Annotated in this window: 14 protein-coding genes; 3 read left to right on the top strand and 11 right to left on the bottom strand. The window is 62.0% G+C overall.

Annotated features, from left to right (window positions below; translation table 11 throughout):
* Positions 1–57: 57 nt before the first annotated feature.
* Positions 58–858: an inner membrane protein YpjD gene (locus tag NCCP436_RS03000; protein ID WP_220802307.1), complete on the top strand. Its 801-nt coding sequence runs from the start codon at positions 58–60 to the stop codon at positions 856–858.
* Here NCCP436_RS03000 and NCCP436_RS02995 read toward each other — a convergent pair.
* The 5 genes from NCCP436_RS02995 to NCCP436_RS02975 form a co-directional block, all read right to left on the bottom strand.
* Entirely contained in the window at positions 842–1,573 is a 732-nt protein-coding gene (locus NCCP436_RS02995; RefSeq protein WP_259651431.1) for an SGNH/GDSL hydrolase family protein, read from the bottom strand. The genes NCCP436_RS03000 and NCCP436_RS02995 overlap by 17 nt on opposite strands.
* A complete protein-coding gene (gene purT, locus NCCP436_RS02990; protein ID WP_220802306.1) occupies positions 1,570–2,751 on the bottom strand; it encodes a formate-dependent phosphoribosylglycinamide formyltransferase in 1,182 nt (393 codons plus the stop codon). The genes NCCP436_RS02995 and purT overlap by 4 nt, the downstream gene beginning before the upstream one ends.
* Before the next feature lie 128 nt (positions 2,752–2,879).
* On the bottom strand, positions 2,880–3,080 hold the full coding sequence (locus NCCP436_RS02985; protein ID WP_220802305.1) for a DUF1289 domain-containing protein: 201 nt from the start codon (positions 3,078–3,080) through the stop codon (positions 2,880–2,882).
* Positions 3,073–3,597: a gamma carbonic anhydrase family protein gene (locus NCCP436_RS02980; RefSeq protein WP_220802304.1), complete on the bottom strand. Its 525-nt coding sequence runs from the start codon at positions 3,595–3,597 to the stop codon at positions 3,073–3,075. Before NCCP436_RS02980 ends, NCCP436_RS02985 begins: the two co-directional genes overlap by 8 nt.
* Before the next feature lie 12 nt (positions 3,598–3,609).
* Entirely contained in the window at positions 3,610–4,212 is a 603-nt protein-coding gene (locus tag NCCP436_RS02975) for a CoA pyrophosphatase (protein ID WP_220802303.1), read from the bottom strand.
* 282 nt (positions 4,213–4,494) lie between these two features.
* Here NCCP436_RS02975 and NCCP436_RS02970 point away from each other — a divergent pair, with 282 nt between their 5' ends.
* On the top strand, positions 4,495–4,998 hold the full coding sequence (locus NCCP436_RS02970) for a murein L,D-transpeptidase family protein (protein WP_220802302.1): 504 nt from the start codon (positions 4,495–4,497) through the stop codon (positions 4,996–4,998).
* Between the two features lie 22 nt (positions 4,999–5,020).
* Here NCCP436_RS02970 and NCCP436_RS02965 read toward each other — a convergent pair whose 3' ends face one another.
* From NCCP436_RS02965 to purL, 3 genes are all read right to left on the bottom strand, one after another.
* Positions 5,021–5,338, bottom strand: a complete 318-nt coding sequence (locus NCCP436_RS02965) for a YqfO family protein (RefSeq protein ID WP_220802301.1) — start codon at positions 5,336–5,338, stop codon at positions 5,021–5,023.
* A 148-nt stretch (positions 5,339–5,486) separates the two neighbouring features.
* Positions 5,487–5,756 (bottom strand): CDGSH iron-sulfur domain-containing protein, encoded by a 270-nt coding sequence (locus NCCP436_RS02960; protein ID WP_220802300.1) that lies wholly within the window; start codon positions 5,754–5,756, stop codon positions 5,487–5,489.
* Between the two features lie 140 nt (positions 5,757–5,896).
* On the bottom strand, positions 5,897–9,793 hold the full coding sequence (gene purL, locus NCCP436_RS02955; protein WP_220802299.1) for a phosphoribosylformylglycinamidine synthase: 3,897 nt from the start codon (positions 9,791–9,793) through the stop codon (positions 5,897–5,899).
* Between the two features lie 168 nt (positions 9,794–9,961).
* Between purL and mltF the strand changes: the two genes are divergently transcribed.
* On the top strand, positions 9,962–11,428 hold the full coding sequence (gene mltF, locus NCCP436_RS02950) for a membrane-bound lytic murein transglycosylase MltF (RefSeq protein ID WP_220802298.1): 1,467 nt from the start codon (positions 9,962–9,964) through the stop codon (positions 11,426–11,428).
* A gap of 9 nt (positions 11,429–11,437) precedes the next feature.
* Here mltF and tadA read toward each other — a convergent pair whose 3' ends face one another.
* The 3 genes from tadA to fadD1 form a co-directional block, all read right to left on the bottom strand.
* The gene (tadA, locus tag NCCP436_RS02945) at positions 11,438–11,914 is read right to left on the bottom strand and encodes a tRNA adenosine(34) deaminase TadA (protein WP_220802297.1); all 477 of its coding nucleotides are present in this window, start codon (positions 11,912–11,914) and stop codon (positions 11,438–11,440) included.
* Positions 11,915–11,955: 41 nt separating this feature from the next.
* Positions 11,956–13,326, bottom strand: a complete 1,371-nt coding sequence (locus NCCP436_RS02940; protein ID WP_220802296.1) for a multicopper oxidase family protein — start codon at positions 13,324–13,326, stop codon at positions 11,956–11,958.
* Between the two features lie 228 nt (positions 13,327–13,554).
* Entirely contained in the window at positions 13,555–15,243 is a 1,689-nt protein-coding gene (fadD1, locus tag NCCP436_RS02935; RefSeq protein ID WP_220802295.1) for a long-chain-fatty-acid--CoA ligase FadD1, read from the bottom strand.
* Between the last annotated feature and the right edge of the window lie 108 nt (positions 15,244–15,351).

The raw sequence follows: 15,351 nt of genomic DNA, 5'->3' as shown, positions 1-15,351 counted from the left end.
TGACACGGCGCTTATGTGCCAAACTCAGCGACTTTCGGGCTCGCCTTACACGGACTTATGCACCCTCTGCTGCCCAGCCTAGCCGCTGCCTTGCTCTACGCCGGCGCCACCGCCTATCAGGGCCTACACCTGAGCAGGCGCAGCACGCCCAATCGCGCCCTGCTGCTCGGTCTCGGCGCCTTCGCCGTGCTCCTGCACACCGTCAGCCTGGTTTTCCAACTCAACGATCATGGCGCTCTGAATCTGGACTTTTTCAATGCCGCCAGCCTGATAGCCTGCGCGGTAATCGCCCAGGTTCTACTGGCTTGCCTGCGCATCCCGGTACACAACCTGCTGTTGCTGCTGCTCCCTCTTGGCGCCCTGACGGTGCTGCTGGCGCAGTTCATGCCATCCGGCACCGTCAGTCCGCTACACGCCCACCCGGGCATCCTTGCCCATATCCTGCTGTCGATCCTGGCCTACGGCCTGCTCACCATCGCCGCATTTCAGTCGATCCTACTGCTGCTGCAGGACTACCAGCTCAAGCACAAGCACCCATCCGGGCTGATCAAAACCTTCCCGCCACTGCAGACCATGGAAAGCCTGCTGTTCGGCTTCCTGCTCGCCGGTTGGCTCGCCCTTTCACTGTCACTACTCTCAGGAGCTGTGTATCTCGACAACCTGTTCGCCCAGCATCTGGTGCACAAGACCCTGCTGTCCTGCTTTGCCTGGCTGGTGTTTGCCGTGCTGCTGTGGGGCCGTCACCAGATGGGCTGGCGTGGCCACAAGGCAATCCGCTGGACGCTGGCCGGTTTCTGCCTGCTGATGCTCGCCTACTTCGGCAGCAAGCTGGTTCGAGAATTCATTCTGCACATCTGACCAGTTGATCGGCCAGACCGTCGGCCCAAAGCCGATAGCCCAGCGCCGAGGGATGGTAGCCATCTTCAGCCAGATACTGCGCCTCGAAGGTCAGATTCAGCCCGCAGTAGGCAACCTGCATCCGCTGCGCCAATGCACGCACTTCCCGATCCATCAAACCCGCGCGCCAGCCCAGCAGGCGACGCAGCAGCCAGGGCAAGGCCCGGAAGTGCTGCAGTGGCGGCACCCCGCTGCAAGCCACCTGCATCCCCTGCCCACGCAATTGCCCGATCATCTTGCCAAGAGCCGCCCGCCAGTGGCGACTGGATGTCAGGTGAGTGGTGTCGTTGACACCGAAGACCAGCAGTGCCAGATCAGCCCTCTCTTCGCTCAGTCCTGGCAGAAGCCGCTGACAGGCCTGCACAGCGGTAATGCCGTTCTCGCCACAGGCATGCCAGCGCACCGAACGCTGCAAACGACGGGACAACTCCCTGGCCAGACAGGCAGCCAGTGCCTGATCGAGCGCCTCGACGCCGACGCCGACCACCGTGGACTCGCCAATCAGCAGTAGGCGAAAGGGCTCTCCGGGCAGTCCGGCGCCGGCCAGCCCGCGTACCTCGCCGACAGCCGGCGGCAGGCGCAGGGCGGTACGCCGGGTATGCAGCGCCAAAGGCAGCGTCAACGGGGCCAGCGCCAGCGCTGCCAGCCACCACAGCACATGCTGGATCCGACTCACAGCTCGACGCGAACCGCCCGTGCGCTGCGCAAGGCCTTGGCACGCGCCCTGTCGATCGACTCGTCACGAGCCAGGGCCACCCCCATGCGTCGCTGGCCTTTGACCTCCGGCTTGCCAAACAGTCGCAGCGCAGTGTCCGCCTCGCTCAGCGCCTCGCCGAGATTGGCAAAGGCGGCCTGACTGGAATGCCCGTCGACCAGAATCACTGCCGAAGCCGAAGGGCCCAACTGACGGATGGCCGGAATCGGCAAGCCAAGAATGGCGCGCGCATGCAGAGCGAACTCGGACAACTCCTGAGAGATCAGGGTCACCAGGCCGGTATCGTGGGGACGCGGCGAAACCTCGCTGAACCATACCTGATCGCCCTTGACGAACAGCTCTACGCCAAACAGGCCGCGCCCACCCAGCGCTTCGGTCACGGCCAACGCCACACGCTCGGACTCGGCCAGCGCCGCCGGGCTCATGGGCTGCGGCTGCCAGGACTCCTGATAGTCACCATTTTCCTGACGGTGGCCGATCGGTGCGCAGAAGCTGGTGCCACCGATGTGTCGCACGGTCAGCAGGGTAATTTCGTAATCGAAGTCGATGAATCCCTCGACTATCACCCGGCCCTTGCCTGCGCGACCTCCCTCCTGAGCGTAGTCCCACGCCTTGCGCAGATCGGCTTCGGAGCGAATCACACTTTGCCCCTTGCCCGAAGAACTCATGATCGGTTTAGTCACACAGGGATAGCCCAGCGCTTTGACGGCCGCGACAAATTCCTCGAAGACATCGCAGAAGAAGTAAGGCGATGTCGGCAACCCCAACTGCTCGGCAGCCAGGCGACGGATTCCCTCGCGGTTCATGGTCAATTGTGCGGCACGGGCAGTGGGCACCACGTTGAAGCCCTCGGCCTCCAGTTCAACCAGTGTGGCAGTGGCAATGGCTTCGATTTCCGGCACGATGTAGTGCGGCTGCTCTTGCTCGATCACTGCACGCAGCGCCGCACCGTCGAGCATGTCGATGACATGACTGCGATGCGCCACCTGCATGGCCGGCGCATCGGTGTAGCGATCCACACCGATGACCTCGCAGCCCAAACGCTGCAGTTCGATCACCACTTCCTTGCCGAGCTCGCCACAGCCGCACAGCAGTACACGGGTCGCACTCGGCGACAGGGGGGTTCCAATACGGGGCATGAATAATCCTCGAAGCGGGACATGGAGTCGACGAAACAGGCCAACCGGCCGGCGCACGAAGTTTACACGCGGCCGCCCCAGCGCCTTAAGAGAAATTCGTCCCGGCACAGCGACCAAAGGACGCTGCTTCAGGATGGAACCGACAGCACCCCCGCAGTGCGAGCCCGCTCAAGACTGCGCTGCAGCACCATACGGCGCTGCTCGTTATCCAGGCGCCCCCAGGCGGTGATCTCCGCTGCCGTGCGGTGACAACCGATGCAGACATCCTGTTCGTCCAGAGCACACACCTGCACACAGGGAGAGCGCAGCGACCGCTGCGACTCATCCATCGTCACGCTCCAGCTCGCGTGCATAGCGCTGGGCATTGTGTACATAGTGCGCAGCACTGGCCTCAAGCATCTTCTTCTGCTCCTCAGTCAGCTCGCGCACGACCTTGCCGGGGCTACCCATCACCAGGCTACCATCCGGGATCACCTTGCCTTCAGGAATCAGGCTATTGGCACCGATGATGCAGTACTTGCCGATCTTTGCGCCGTTAAGGATCACTGCATTGATACCGATCAGACTGTGATCGTCCACCGTGCAGCCATGCAGCATCACCTTATGCCCGACCGTCACACCACGCCCCAGGGTCAGCGGATATCCCATGTCGGTATGCAGCACGCTGCCATCCTGCACATTGCTGTTCTCACCGACATGGATCAGCTCGTTGTCGCCGCGCAATACGGCGCCAAACCAGACACTGGAACCAGCCTCCAGACGCACCTTGCCAATCAGTTCGGCACTCGGAGCGATCCAGCTGTCGGGGTGGGCGTCGACTCGGGACTGTCCCAGTCGGTATTTCATGCTCGTCTGTCCTCAAGGCAAATGAATGAAGCGTTCTGGCGCTTGTTGCAGCCTGATGTCGGCGTCGTACAGCAGATTCACCAGTTCCACTACCATGATCGCCGTCAACCCCCAGATCCGGTAATCGCCGTAGGTATAGGACGGCACATACCAGCTACGCCCCAGGTAATCGATGCGATGGGTCATTTCTCGCGGGTCGCTGCGAAAGAAGCTCAACGGCACGGAGAATACCGAGGCGATCTCGGCGTCGTTGGCCCGGTATTCGACATAGTCCGGCACCAGACCGACATAAGGCGTGACCTGAATGCCATGACGCGAGACCAGACTGCTTAACGGCCCGATCACCTCTACCAGACCTGGTGGCAGTCCCACCTCCTCCTCTGACTCGCGCAAGGCGGTAAACACCAGATCCGGATCCCCCGGGTCACGCCGACCGCCCGGGAAGGCCACCTCGCCGCCATGCGTCGAAAGGCCGGCTGCACGCAGCGTCAGAATCAGCTCCGGCTCTTCGCTGCGAGTGATAGGCACCAGCACCGCAGCCTCTGGAAAGCGGCCTGCGGCCTCCAGGGGACGCGGCTGGTAACCGCGCACACGTTGCAGCAACTCATCAAGCATCGGGATACGTATCCGGCATTTTCAACCAGCCGGCATCATGGCACGAAAATACTGCCGCGCCCAAGCCCGACGGAGGATGCGGTTTGCCGGAGAAATGACCTGAAGATGGAGCTGCTCGAAGAATCACAGCCCCCCTGATCCGAACTCGCTTTCCCCGCCACGGAGCGTACCCTAGAATGCTTCTTCGCCAACTATCGGCAGAACAATTTCCCGGTGCGCAACAAGCCACTTGCCACATTGCGCGCTCATTACAAACCCCGTTGACCTGTACGGATACTCCCGATGCGCTGGTTGCTGCCCCTGCTTTGCCTGTTCCTCAGCCTAGACGCTCCGGCAGCCAGCGCAACGGCCATCAGCCCCCCTGCAGTGGACAAAGTGCTGGTGGTCAAATCCGAACGCAGGCTGCATCTGCAACGCAGTGGCGAGACAATCCGTTCCTACCGCATCTCCCTGGGCAAACAGCCCAAAGGCGCGAAAGAGCGCGAGGGAGATCTCAAAACCCCGGAAGGCTTTTACTGGATCGACTGGCGCAAACCCAGCGAGAAGTACCAGCTGTCGCTGCACATTTCCTATCCGAACGCCCGCGATCTGGCCCGCGCCAAGGCCGCCGACGTGCCGCCAGGCGGCATGATCATGATCCACGGCACACCACTGGATGATGAATATCCGGAGTGGTTCTTCCATACGCTGGACTGGACCGAGGGCTGCATCGCCATGAAGAACGACGACATGCGCGAAGTCTGGAGCCTGGTGCGTGACGGCACGCTGATCGAGATACGCCCCTGATGTAACGACTACGTCGTGCGGCTCAGAACTGCAGATCGGACAACCGCCACACATCGAAGGCTGGTGTCTGGTAGGGATGCGCACTCTTCAGCGCCTTGACCGCATCATGGATCAGTTCGTCGGCTACAACCATTTCCACCTTCCACTCGGCCACCTGCTCGACCGCACCGACCTGTCCGAGAAACGGCTGACTGCCCTCCAGAGCACGAAACTGCCCCTGTCCCAGCACCTGCCAGCAGCAATTGTCATAAAGGCCGATACGCCCTCCACCAGCAGCGAATACCGCCCTCTTCACCGGCTCCAGGTGGCTTTCGGGCACGTAGAAACATAGCTTGTACATCAAGTTCTCCAGTGATGGGCAACTGAACAGCAGACAGGACTACGATGCCAATATAATGTCAGTTCGCCACCCTTCTGTCTTGAGCGCAGCCACACAAAATCACAAGACACTACATGCAGGATGGGACTGGTCGCTCCCCATGCCGTTCTCACTCCGCGCCGAAAAAGCGCCGCCACTTGTCGGCCAGTCGCGGCGCCGGGGCGCCGTGACGTCCGTCACAGTAAGGTAGCTCAGCCGAACGCCCGCAACGACACAGCAGCACTCGCTGCTCGCGTCTTGGACGAAGAATGACGACACGCGGGCAGTTCGCTCCACTATCGGGTAGACCGACGCAGCGGCCGCAACCGCACAGGTGGTGGGTTTCGCCAAGCCGAACCAGGCGAACTTCGGGAAAAATGCCGGGATAATCGGTCGGCATGGGGCAGCTCCTGCAGACCCGGCCGGACAGCCATGTCATGCATCATGGCTCAACCAAAAGGCCGGCGGCAACGCCGATCCGGCCTTTTCAGTCCCTGAAAGCACCTTCTCCGCATACGGGGAAAAGGTGCAAGCAACGCCTTAGTCGACCCAGACGCGAGCGTTGCGGAACATGCGCATCCAGCCGCCGTCCTCCTGCCACTCATCCGGGCGCCAGGAGTTCTGCACAGCGCGGAACACCCGCTCCGGGTGCGGCATCATGATGGTGACACGACCGTCACGGCTGGTCAGGCCAGTGATTCCGCGCGGAGAACCGTTGGGGTTGGCCGGGTAGGTTTCAGTAACCTTGCCGTGATTATCGACATAACGCAGGGCCACAGTGCCGGACAGATCAGCCTGGAGCAGCGCCTCTTCACTTTCGAACTCGGCATGCCCCTCGCCGTGGGCGATGGCGATCGGCATGCGCGAGCCGGCCATACCTTGCAGGAAGATCGAAGCCGACTCCTGAACCTGCACCATGGCCACGCGTGCCTCGAACTGCTCGGAGCGGTTGCGCACAAAGTGCGGCCAGAACTCGGTGCCTGGAATCAGCTCGTGCAGGTTGCTCATCATCTGGCAGCCATTGCACACCCCAAGGGCGAAGCTGTCCTTGCGCTCGAAGAAGGCCTGAAAGGCATCACGGGCACGGGCATTGAACAGGATCGACTTGGCCCAGCCCTCGCCGGCACCCAGCACGTCACCATAAGAGAACCCACCACAGGCCACCAGCCCCTTGAAGGCTTCCAGATCGACACGTCCGGCAAGAATGTCGCTCATGTGCACGTCGATGGCACTGAAACCGGCACGATCGAAGGCTGCCGCCATTTCCACCTGACCATTGACGCCCTGCTCGCGGAGGATCGCCACCTGCGGCCGCACACCCTTCCTGATGTAGGGCGCGGCGATGTCCTGGTTGACGTCATAACTGAGTTTGACATGCAAGCCGGGATTGTCCTCCTCCAGCAACGCGTCAAACTCTTGATCGGCGCACTCGGCATTGTCGCGCAGGAGCTGGATGCGGTAGCTGGTCTCGGCCCACTGGCGCTGCAGCAGACGCCGTTCGCCACTGAACACCGACTCGCCGTTGAACCGGATCTCGACCGCACCACTGTTGACCGGCTGGCCGATCACCGCGATGCAGTCGCCAAGACCGGCGGCGCTGAATTGGGCCAGCACTCCGGCGGTGTCGTCACGACGCACCTGAATCACCGCACCGAGTTCCTCATTGAACAGTACGGCAGGTAGTTCGGAGGCGTCATCGGCCAATGCATCGAAGCTCAGGTTCAGGCCGCAATGCCCGGCAAAGGCCATTTCCAACACGGTGGTCAGCAGGCCGCCGTCGGAGCGGTCGTGGTAGGCCAGCAGGTGACCGTCGGCGTTGAGCCCCTGAATTATCGCGAAGAAGGCCTTAAGATCTTCGGCGTCGTCGAGATCCGGCGCCTGCTGGCCGATCCGGGCGTAAACCTGGGCAAGGATGGAGCCACCCATACGGTTCTGGCCACGACCGAGGTCGATCAGGATCAGGTCGGTATCGCCCTTGTCCATGCGCAGCTGTGGAGTCAGGGTCCGGCGGATGTCCTGTACCGGAGCAAAACCGGAGATCACTAGCGACAACGGCGCGGTCACGCTCTTGTCGACACCCTCTTCCTGCCAGCGGGTCTTCATGGACATGGAGTCCTTGCCTACCGGAATGGTCAGGCCGAGTTGCGGGCACAGCTCCATACCCACGGCCTTGACCGTGTCATACAGACGCGCATCCTCGCCCGGGTGACCGGCAGCGGCCATCCAGTTGGCCGAAAGCTTGATATCGGACAGTTTCTCGATGCGAGCGGCAGCCAGGTTGGTAATGGTTTCACCGATGGCCATGCGGCCCGAAGCCGGAGCATCGAGCAGCGCCAGCGGGGTGCGCTCGCCCATGGCCATGGCTTCACCGGTGTAGACATCGAAGCTGGTGGCGGTCACGGCACAGTCAGCCACCGGCACCTGCCAGGGGCCGACCATCTGGTCGCGGGCCACCAGGCCGGTGATGGTGCGATCACCAATGGTAATCAGGAAGCTCTTGCTGGCCACTGCCGGGTGACGCAGCACGCGCTCCAGCGCTTCGCCAATGGCAACATCGCCGGCAGCAAAGTCATCGCCCTGCTCGGCTTCGCGGGTGACGCTACGGTGCATGCGCGGCGGCTTACCGAGCAGCACGTTGAGCGGCATGTCCACCGGGGTATTGCCAAAGTGGCGATCGGTAACGGTCAGTTGCGGCTCTGCGGTAGCTTCACCGACCACGGCGAAGGGGCAACGCTCACGCTCGCAGATAGCCTTGAAGGTCTCGAAATCGGCGGCATCAACCGACAACACGTAGCGTTCCTGCGACTCGTTGCACCAGATTTCGTGCGGCGCCATGCCCGGCTCGTCGTTGGGCACGTCACGCAGCTCGAAGCGCCCACCGCGGCCGCCATCGTTGATCAGTTCCGGCAAGGCATTGGAGATGCCGCCGGCACCGACGTCGTGAATGAACTTGATCGGGTTCTTCGCCCCCAGTTGCCAGCAGCGGTCGATGACCTCCTGGCAACGACGCTCCATTTCCGGGTTCTCACGCTGCACCGAGGCAAAGTCCAGGTCGGCCGAGCTGGCACCGGTGGCCATGGATGAGGCCGCACCACCACCCAGGCCGATCAGCATGGCCGGGCCACCGAGCACGATCAGCTTGGCGCCGACCGAAATCTCGCCCTTTTGCACATGCTCCTCGCGGATATTGCCAAGACCGCCGGCAAGCATGATCGGCTTGTGATAGCCACGCACTTCCTCGCCACGTGGGCTGTCGACGGCCTGCTCAAAAGTCCGGAAGTAGCCATTGAGTGCCGGCCGGCCAAATTCGTTGTTGAACGCGGCACCGCCCAACGGGCCTTCGATCATGATATCCAGTGCGCTGACGATGCGCTCGGGCTTGCCATAGGGCTTTTCCCAGGGTTGCACGAAACCTGGAATATTCAGGTTCGACACCGAGAAGCCGGTGAGCCCCGCCTTGGGCTTGGCGCCGCGACCGGTGGCACCCTCGTCACGGATCTCACCGCCGGAACCGGTGGAGGCACCAGGGAACGGGGCAATGGCGGTCGGGTGGTTGTGCGTTTCCACCTTCATCAGAATGTGCACCGGCTCCTTGTTGAAGCCGTACTCGCGAGTCTCCGGGTTCGGGAAGAAACGCCCGGCGGTGAAACCCTCGATCACCGAGGCGTTGTCCTTGTATGCCGACAGCACGCCCTCGTTGTGCATCTGGTATGTGTTCTTGATCATGCCAAACAGGGACTTGTCCTGGGCCTCGCCATCGATGTCCCAACTGGCGTTGAAAATCTTGTGCCGACAGTGCTCGGAGTTGGCCTGGGCAAACATCATCAGCTCAATGTCGTGCGGATTGCGACCCAACTCGCTGAAGGCCTTAACCAAGTAGTCGATCTCGTCCTCGGCCAGCGCCAGGCCCAGATCCTGGTTGGCCTGCTCCAGTGCTGCACGACCGCCACCGATAACGTCGACAGCAGTGAGCGGCCGTGGCTCGGCCTGGCTGAACAGCGGCGCAGCGGCTTCCATGCTGTCGACCACCACCTGGGTCATACGATCGTGCAGCAGCGTCGCGACGGCGATCCGATCCGACTCCGTCAGATCACCACTTACGTAATAGGCAACGCCCCGCTCCAAGCGGCGGATGCAGCCCAGACCGCAGTTACGCGCGATGTCGCTGGCCTTGCTCGACCAGGGCGAGATGGTGCCAAAGCGCGGGATGGTCAGGAACAGCCGACCGACTGGCTCCTGCACCGGCACGCTGGGGCCGTATTCGAGCAGACGCGCCAGCACATGCCGTTCGTCGGCAGAAAGGGCGCCATCAACATCAGCAAAGTGTGCGAACTCGGCGTACAGCCCGGTCACGGCCGGCACCTTGCTGGTCAGTTGATCAAGCAACTTGCCATGGCGGAAAGCGGAAAGAGCGGGAGCGCCGCGCAGAATCAACATCGTCGGAACAGCCTCTGGGAAGGAGTGTGCTGGAGGCCGGGCATTCTATCCTAAAGCTGCGACCTGCGGCACCCGGGGCCTGGCGCTTTGCAAGTACAGACGCATCTAGCAGAGAAGCACAATGCTGTCGAGATATGGCTATGCTGGCGCTTTGCGTATACTGCTCGGATGTTTGCACGACCTGCGATACGCATGCGTTGCGCCACAGGGCTGTTGGCGATTGGAACCCTTCTGATGCTCTCCGGCTGTGGCGAGGCTCCCAAGCCCAGCGTTCTCGAGCAGGTAAAGGCAGAGGGGGAACTGCGCGTGGTCACGCGCAACAGCCCAGCCACCTATTTCCAGGATCGCAACGGTGCCACCGGCTTCGAGTACGAATTAGCCAAGCGCTTCGCTACCGATCTCGGCCTGGAACTGAAGATCGAAACGGCCGACAACCTCGACACCCTGTTCGCCGCTCTGAACCGCAGTAATGGCCCGGTACTGGCCGCAGCCGGTCTGGTGGAAACGCCAAAGCGTCAGCTCCAGGCACGCTTTTCCTCCCCCTATCTGGAAGTCACCCCGCAGATTGCCTACCGTCAGGGCGCGGAGCGCCCGAAGACGCCAAGCGACCTGCTCGGTAAACGCATCCTGGTACTGGCCGGCAGCAGTCACGCCGAGCAGCTGGAAGCACTGAAAGTGGAACTGCCCGAGCTGCAGTTCGAGGTCTCCGATGCCGTGGAGGTGGTGGATTTGCTACGCATGGTGGACGAAGGGCAGATTGACCTGACGCTGGTGGACTCCAACGAACTGGCGATGAATCAGGTGTACTTCCCCAACGTGCGGGTCGGTTTTGATCTCGGCGACACCCGCCAGATGCGCTGGGCGCTGGCCGCCAACGAAGACGACAGCCTGCTGGGGGAGGTCAATGCCTTCATCGCCCGCTCCGAAGCCAACGGCACGCTGCAACGTCTGAAAGAGCGCTACTACGGCCATGTCGACGTGCTCGGCTACGTTGGCGCCTACACCTTCGCCCAGCATCTGCAAAAGCGCCTGCCACGCTACGAGAAACTATTTCGCCAGGCTGGCCAGGCCAACCAGGTGGATTGGAGGCTGCTGGCCGCCATGGGCTACCAGGAGTCGCACTGGCAGCCGGACGCCACCTCCAAGACCGGCGTGCGCGGCATCATGATGCTGACCCAGCGCACGGCGCAGTCGGTCGGAGTATCCAACCGCCTCGACCCGAAGCAGAGCATCGAGGGCGGTGCACGCTATTTCATCAAGGTTTACCAGCAACTTCCTGAAACCATTCAGGAGCCGGATCGCACCTGGTTCGCGCTGGCCGCCTACAACATCGGCGCCGGCCACCTTGAGGATGCCCGCAAGCTGACCGAGGCCGAGGGGATGGATCCAGACAGGTGGAGCGACGTACAGAAGATCCTCCCGCGCCTGTCGCAGAAGCAGTGGTACAGCAAAACCCGTTACGGCTACGCCCGTGGCGGCGAGCCGGTGCACTTCGTGCGCAACATACGTCGTTACTACGACATCCTCACCTGGGTCACCCAGCCGCAGCTGGAAGGCACTCAACTGGCCGAAAACGGCGCCCATCTGCCTGGCATCGACAAACGCAAGCCGGAAACCGACAGTCCGCCGCTCTGAGTGCAGAACCTAGCCACGCCGGGCCCGGAAGAACGTCCGCAGCAACTCACCGCTCTCTTCGGCCAGCAAGCCGCCCTCTACCAGCACGCGGTGATTGAGAAAACCCTGCTCGAAGAAACGGCCCTGACTGACCGCCATACCGGCACGTGGTTCGCTTGCGGCAAAGACTACACGGGCAATTCGTGCATGCACGATCAGTCCAGCGCACATGCTGCACGGCTCCAGAGTGACGTACAGAGTACTGCCGGGTAGACGGTAGTTGCGTACCGACTCGGCAGCGGCACGAATGGCCACCATCTCGGCATGCGCGCTCGGATCATGACGGGAAATCGGGCAGTTGAAGCCGCGACCGATCACCTCCCCCTCCTGCACCAGCACGGCCCCCACCGGCACTTCGCCCTGCTCACCACCGAGGCGTGCCTGCTCCAGCGCCAGACGCATGAACTGCTCGTCACACGAACGATCGATGATCCGCGGTTGTCTCATTGCATCCATCCCACCTGCCTGACGGCGAAAACCGCGCCACCCTACACCACTTCGATGGCCGTCATCAGCCCCGTTTCCATGTGATCAACCACATGGCAGTGAAACATCCAGACACCCGGGTTGTCGGCAACGAAAGCGATACGCGCCGTCTCGTTCTTCCCCAGCAGGTAGGTATCGGTGAAATAAGGGACTATCCGCCGCCGATCCGAACCCAGCACCTTGAAAGTCATCCCGTGCAGATGGATGGGGTGCTGGTATTGGGCCAGGTTGCGCAGCACGAAGATGTAGTGACCGCCCTGCCTGAGCGTGGCAATGGGCCGCTCGGCGCAGGTTCGATCATTGATGTCCCAGGCCTGACCGTTGATCTGCCAGTAGCGATAGCTACCACCTCGTCCGACATCTCCGGAGGGCATTGCCGCCCACTCGAAGTTGAAACGCAGGGTCTCGGCACGCTGCAGATCCGGCTCGGCCACCGGGTTGGCCGGCAGCGCCGGCGGCCATTGCCCCGGCACCTCCGAACTGGCGACGCCCCTGAGAGTGGCCAGACGTAACGAGCCGTTGCGCAGTGACAACTCCTGCCCGGCCTCCGGAACTTTCAGCGCCAGATCAAGGCGCATCCCCGGCCCGAGCCAATATTCCCGCCCCAGCGGGCGCGGCTCGACCGGATTGCCGTCCAGCGCATAGATACGCGCCTCGCCACCGGGCAGGTTGAGGCGGTAGGTGACCGTGTTGTCGACATTCAGCAGACGCAGGCGCACCACCTGTCCGGCCGGCAGATCCAGAGTCGGGTTCGGCGTACCGTTGAGGGTGGTCAGGCGTCCACGGGTACCTTCACGGGCAGCCAGGCGTGGCACCAGAAAATCGGTAAAGGCGCCCTGTTCGTCGATGTGCCAGGTCTTCAGACACAGCGTGCGTTCGTGCCGAAAGCCGCTCGGCTCGCGCTCTTCGACAATCAGCGGGCCAACCAGACCGCGGCCAAGCTGCTCGGCACTGGCCATATGCGGGTGATACCAGAAACTGCCGGCATCGTGGCAGACAAAGTCGTAGTCGAAATACTCGCCAGGCTTGACCGGCAGTTGCGAGACATAGGGCACGCCATCCATCTCCAGCGGCAGACGGATGCCATGCCAGTGAATGGTGGTCTCCACCTCCAGGCGGTTGATAAAGCGCACTCGCAGCCGCTCGCCCTGGCGGCAGCGCAGCTCGACGCCAGGCGCCTGGGCGCCATAGCCCCAGGACTGAGTCAGATGTCCGGGCACCAGTTGCAAATCCACCGGCGCGGCAATCAGCTCGTAGTCGTGGCTCGCGACGCTCGCCGGACGCCCCAGCCAGTAGCGAACACCACCTGCACCCAGTCCAGCGACGCCGAGAGCGGCCAGCCCGCCCAGTATCTGCCTGCGGGTATAAGACATCTTCATCCTCGACATATGGTCTGCCCGGTCAACTGCACTATCTTCTCATTTTCGGCATCAACACAACGACTACCGGGGCATGACAAATTGCCGCGCAGAACGCGCTGTCGCCCCTCTCAACAAAGGCTGCAGCAGTTCACCTCAAGACATCCGGCGAAAGACCGGCATGCTGCTATCCCTCAGACGCAAAAAACCCGCCGAAGCGGGTTTTCTGTGCGACCAGACGAGTTACTTCCGGCCCAGCTTCTTCAGTTCTTCATCTCGCAGCTCGCGGCGCAGAATCTTGCCGACGTTGGTGGTCGGCAGCGAGTCGCGGAACTCCACGGCCTTGGGCACCTTATAGCCGGTTACGTTGGCACGCATGTGCTCGATCACCTGCTCTCTGGTCAGGCTGGCGCCCGGCTTGACCACCACAAATACCTTGATCGTCTCGCCGGAGCGCTCGTCCGGCACACCGATGGCGGCGCACTGCAGCACGCCCGGCAGAGTCGCCAGCACGTCTTCCAGCTCGTTGGGGTAGACGTTGAAACCGGACACCAGAATCATGTCCTTCTTGCGATCGACGATACGCAGGTAGCCGTCCTCCTGGATCAGACCGATGTCGCCGGTCTTCAGCCAGCCATCGGCATCAAGAACCTCGTCGGTAGCCTCCTGACGCTGCCAGTAGCCCTTCATCACCTGAGGGCCTTTCACGCACAGCTCGCCGATCTCACCGATGGGCAACTCACGCCCCTGCTCATCGACAATCCTGCACAGGGTCGAAGGCAGCGGAATGCCGATAGTGCCCAGCTGGATTGCACCGAACGGATTGACAGTGGCCACCGGGCTGGTTTCGGTCATACCGAAACCTTCGCAGATCGCGCAGCCGGTGACTTCGCGCCAGCGCTCGGCAGTAGCCTGCTGCAGCGCCATCCCCCCGGAGAACGTGGCTTTCAGGCCGGAGAAGTCCAGCTTGCGGAACTCTTCGTTGTTGCACAGAGCGACGAACAGGGTATTGAGGCCGACGAAGCCGGTAAAACGATGCTTGGCCAGCTCCCTGACAACCGCCGGCAGGTCACGCGGATTGGTCAACAGAATGTTGTGACCACCGATCAGCATCATGGCCATGCAGTGGAAGGTAAAGGCATAGATGTGGTACAGAGGCAACGGCGCGATCAGCACTTCACAACCTTCGTTCAGGTTGGCCCCCATCAGCTCCTTGACCTGCAGCATGTTGGCCACTAGGTTGCGATGGGTCAGCATGGCGCCCTTGGCCACTCCGGTGGTGCCACCAGTGTACTGCAGCACGGCAATCTGATCGTTGCTCGGATTGGCCTCGTTGAAGCTCTGGCCACGGCCACGGGTCATGGCATCGGTGAACTTGACGGCCTTCGGCAGGCTGTAGGCCGGCACCATCTTCTTCACGTGCTTGACCACGGCATTGACCAACAGGCGTTTGAAGGTTGGTAGCATGTCGCCAATCTCGGTGACGATCACCGTCTTCACGCCAGTTTTGGGGACAACCTGCTCGGCCAGGTGAGCCATATTGGCCAGGCACACCAGTGCTGTAGCGCCGGCGTCGTTGAACTGGTGCTCCATCTCCCGCGCGGTATACAGCGGGTTGGTGTTGACCACCACCAGGCCGGCGCGCATGGCACCGAACACCACTACCGGGTATTGCAGGACATTGGGTAGCTGCACCGCAATACGGTCGCCAGGTTTGAGATCAGTGTGCTTCTGCAGGTAGGCGGCGAAATCACCGGACAACTGATACAGCTCGCCGTAAGTCAGCGTCTTGCCCATGTTGGTGAAGGCGGGCTTGTCAGCGAAGCGCTGGCAGGACTCCCTGAGTACCGCGAGGATGTTCGGGTACAGATCCGGATTGATTTCGGCAGAGACCCCAGCAGGGTATTTGTCCTTCCAGAAGTTTTCGGTCATGGAAGCCCACTCCTAAGCAACAGCTGATCTTCACCGCGCGTGACGGTTGTTTGTTGTATGTACGGCTTGCCTGCGCCCTGGCCCCGGGTGCGAAAGCGCGCCGAGAGT

The organism is Pseudomonas sp. NCCP-436, assembly GCF_019656335.1.
Lineage (GTDB): Bacteria > Pseudomonadota > Gammaproteobacteria > Pseudomonadales > Pseudomonadaceae > Aquipseudomonas.
Note: the sequence above shows the minus strand (reverse complement) of the source record. Positions and strands in the feature narration are given on the sequence as shown.

Bases quoted from the DNA above. Each gene is read 5' to 3' on its own strand.
- NCCP436_RS03000 (WP_220802307.1), top strand. From the start codon at position 58: ATGCACCCTCTGCTGCCCAGCCTAGCCGCTGCCTTGCTCTACGCCGGC.
- purT (WP_220802306.1), bottom strand. From the start codon at position 2,751: ATGCCCCGTATTGGAACCCCCCTGTCGCCGAGTGCGACCCGTGTACTG.
- NCCP436_RS02985 (WP_220802305.1), bottom strand. From the start codon at position 3,080: ATGGATGAGTCGCAGCGGTCGCTGCGCTCTCCCTGTGTGCAGGTGTGT.
- NCCP436_RS02980 (WP_220802304.1), bottom strand. From the start codon at position 3,597: ATGAAATACCGACTGGGACAGTCCCGAGTCGACGCCCACCCCGACAGC.
- NCCP436_RS02975 (WP_220802303.1), bottom strand. From the start codon at position 4,212: ATGCTTGATGAGTTGCTGCAACGTGTGCGCGGTTACCAGCCGCGTCCC.
- NCCP436_RS02970 (WP_220802302.1), top strand. From the start codon at position 4,495: ATGCGCTGGTTGCTGCCCCTGCTTTGCCTGTTCCTCAGCCTAGACGCT.
- NCCP436_RS02965 (WP_220802301.1), bottom strand. From the start codon at position 5,338: ATGTACAAGCTATGTTTCTACGTGCCCGAAAGCCACCTGGAGCCGGTG.
- NCCP436_RS02960 (WP_220802300.1), bottom strand. From the start codon at position 5,756: ATGCCGACCGATTATCCCGGCATTTTTCCCGAAGTTCGCCTGGTTCGG.
- purL (WP_220802299.1), bottom strand. From the start codon at position 9,793: ATGTTGATTCTGCGCGGCGCTCCCGCTCTTTCCGCTTTCCGCCATGGC.
- mltF (WP_220802298.1), top strand. From the start codon at position 9,962: ATGTTTGCACGACCTGCGATACGCATGCGTTGCGCCACAGGGCTGTTG.
- tadA (WP_220802297.1), bottom strand. From the start codon at position 11,914: ATGAGACAACCGCGGATCATCGATCGTTCGTGTGACGAGCAGTTCATG.
- NCCP436_RS02940 (WP_220802296.1), bottom strand. From the start codon at position 13,326: ATGTCTTATACCCGCAGGCAGATACTGGGCGGGCTGGCCGCTCTCGGC.
- fadD1 (WP_220802295.1), bottom strand. From the start codon at position 15,243: ATGACCGAAAACTTCTGGAAGGACAAATACCCTGCTGGGGTCTCTGCC.